The sequence below is a fragment of the Rhodospirillaceae bacterium genome, from assembly GCA_028819475.1.
Taxonomy (GTDB): domain Bacteria; phylum Pseudomonadota; class Alphaproteobacteria; order Bin65; family Bin65; genus Bin65.
This window is the reverse complement of record JAPPLJ010000069.1, coordinates 1-2386: the sequence shown is the minus strand read 5'-3', so window position 1 is coordinate 2386 and position 2386 is coordinate 1. Positions and strand designations below refer to the sequence as shown.

General features: G+C 72.1%; 4 protein-coding genes. 1 reads left to right on the top strand and 3 read right to left on the bottom strand.

The window, feature by feature from the left end; translation table 11 throughout:
* On the top strand, window positions 1-503 hold a 503-nt coding region (locus OXM58_20955; GenBank protein ID MDE0150835.1), incomplete at its 5' end, for a DUF2493 domain-containing protein.
* 766 nt (window positions 504-1269) lie between these two features.
* Here OXM58_20955 and OXM58_20950 read toward each other — a convergent pair.
* The 3 genes from OXM58_20950 to OXM58_20940 form a co-directional block, all read right to left on the bottom strand.
* Window positions 1270-1683: a hypothetical protein gene (locus tag OXM58_20950; protein MDE0150834.1), complete on the bottom strand. Its 414-nt coding sequence runs from the start codon at window positions 1681-1683 to the stop codon at window positions 1270-1272.
* Window positions 1684-1756: 73 nt separating this feature from the next.
* A complete protein-coding gene (locus OXM58_20945) occupies window positions 1757-1963 on the bottom strand; it encodes a DUF2285 domain-containing protein (GenBank protein MDE0150833.1) in 207 nt (68 codons plus the stop codon).
* On the bottom strand, window positions 1957-2386 hold a 430-nt coding region (locus OXM58_20940), incomplete at its 5' end, for a hypothetical protein (protein MDE0150832.1). The genes OXM58_20945 and OXM58_20940, both read right to left, overlap by 7 nt.

Genomic DNA, 2386 nt, shown 5'->3' with positions numbered 1-2386 from the left:
CCGCCGAAGCCTACCGCGCCGAGACCGGCAGCCTGTGGCGGCCCCGGCGCGGCAGCCATGTCTCGCAGACCGGCAGCCTCACATCCGCCGCCATCGACGCCCGCGACTTCATGCGCGCCCGCAAGGACCGCGCGACCATGGCGCACCTGCCGAGCGGAACCCTTGTCGCCATCGCGGGCGGCAAGGACGTGCAGGACCCGGCAGCGGTGATCGCCCGGCTGGACAAGGCGCGCGAGAAATACGCCGACATGGTGCTGGTCCATGGCGGCGGCCCCGGCGTCGAGAAGATCGCGGCGCGCTGGGCCGAGCGCAACGGCGTCCAGCAGATCGTCTGCAAGCCCGACTGGAACCGGCACGGACGCGCCGCACCCTTCCGCCGCAACGACGAATTGCTCAATCTCCTGCCGCGCGGCGTGATTGCCTTCCCCGGTTCCGGCATCACCGACAACCTTGTGGACAAGGCGCGGCAGCTTGGCATCCCGGTTCAGCGCGTCGCGGCATAGCCCGCCGCGATCCGAGTGGGCCGCGCCGTCATCCCGGACACCGGGCGGCGGCGCGGCCCGGCCCTTGCGCCCGTGCAGCCTGTCGGGCCTGCTGCACCGGCCCCGCGACAGTAGCGGATGCACCGCGCCGCCGCCAGTGCAGCCGCCGTCGCGCACCGGCTCGTGCACGGCCCGATGCAGGACCCGATGCACCGGCGTCCGCAGCACTGCCGGCGCTCCCGTCGGCGACGCCCCCGCTCAAGCGCCGCGGCGGCTCCGGTCCGCCGGGTCAGCCGGCGGCGATTTCCCCGATCGATCCTTCAGCAGATACGGCCGTCCCGACCGCCCGGGGCGGCCTTGAATCACACACCCCACGCAGCGGGCTGCAAGAGGGCGCATGCGCGCGCGGAGCCTGCCTTTTGCGTGCCTTTAGGCCACTTTGCGCGTCTTCGGACGCCAGGGTCTTGTTGGACCGAGCGTATGCTCTGAGCATACGGCGTCATCCCTTTGAAATCGCTTGAACATATTTTCCTTGTATGCTCTGAGCATACGCCTGCCGCATCTTCCCCGACGGTCCTGTATGCTCCGAGCATACGCTTACCGCATCTTCCTGACAGTCTTGTATGCTCTGAGCATACGGCGCGGTTCTCTGAAGAACCCGCCGAATAACGCCCGCGCATCTCCGGAGAACCGCCCGAGTCCCCGCCGCATCGCCCTCCCGGGCGGGCCGGAAGAGTGGCCACTGTCCCGAGATTGCCTTGCCGGAGACCGCGCCGACGGTCTTCGTCTACCGGTTTTCGTCGTCCGGACCGCTGCCGATCAGGTCGGCCTGGAGCCCGCGCGCTTCGGCGACCAGCGCGTTCAGGGCGTCTTCGCGGCCTGCGCCGAGCATGTCGGCGCGCAGTTTCGACGCCAGGATATAGGCCGCGCGGAAGGTCCGCTCGACCAGCGGCGCCAGCCGGTCCGCCGCTGCGCCCGCCGCTACGCCCGCCGCTGCGCCCGCCGTTGGGCCCGCCGGGGGACCGTCCGCCACCGCCGCCAGCGCGGCGAAGCGGACGAACTCCGGGCCGGTGAGACCCCGTTGGCCGGCGCAGGCCTCGATCCGCTGCCACTCCAGATCGCGGGACCGGATCGAATGCGGGCGGCGTTTCTCGGTCCGGCCGGCCAATACCGGTTCGGTTGCTGGCCGATTTTCGTCCATTTCGATCCTTCCATGTTTCGCGTTTTTCGTCGGGGCGGCGGTTCCGGCGTCTTCGCCGGCCTCTTCGCGGCCGTCACAGCCGGGGCCTGCGCCCGGCGGCGAGTTCGAGATAGCCGCCCTTCATCAGGAACTGCGCCTTCTTCACCAGGCGGCGCGCCGCGGCGCGCAGGTCGCCGTCCTTGTCCAGCCCCCGGTCCGCGACCGTGTCGGCGCCGTAGACGTCGAGCGCGATCTCGCGCATCGTCCTGCCGGCCGCCAGCCCCTCCACCGCCTTCAGCAAGTCTGCATCCCCCGACATCCGCCCCGCCCCCCGCCCTGCCAAGGGGACATCCCGGCGGCCAGGGACCCGGCGGCTATCGCCCCCATGGCAATCGAGCGCGCGTCGCGCAGCCGGGTGAGGAAGGTCTGCGGGTCCGCCAGCAGGTCGTGCTGGGCCAGCACGCCGTCGCCGGGGGAGAAGCCGCCGCCCGGTTCGAGCGCCAGCTGCAGCGCCGCGGCGCCATGCTCCAGCTTGACCGCCAGGCTGCCGTCGATCAGCCGCAGGCCCGCGACCGACAGGCCGGGGGCGGCCGCAGCGCCGATGAGCGGCGTCGCCCGCGGCCCGGCGGCCGCCGGCAGCACCGGCGCTTCGACCCAGAAGGGCGAGGTCGGGCCGTCCTGCGCGCAGGGGTCCTCCCAGGCCAGGAGGCCGAAGCGCGCGGCG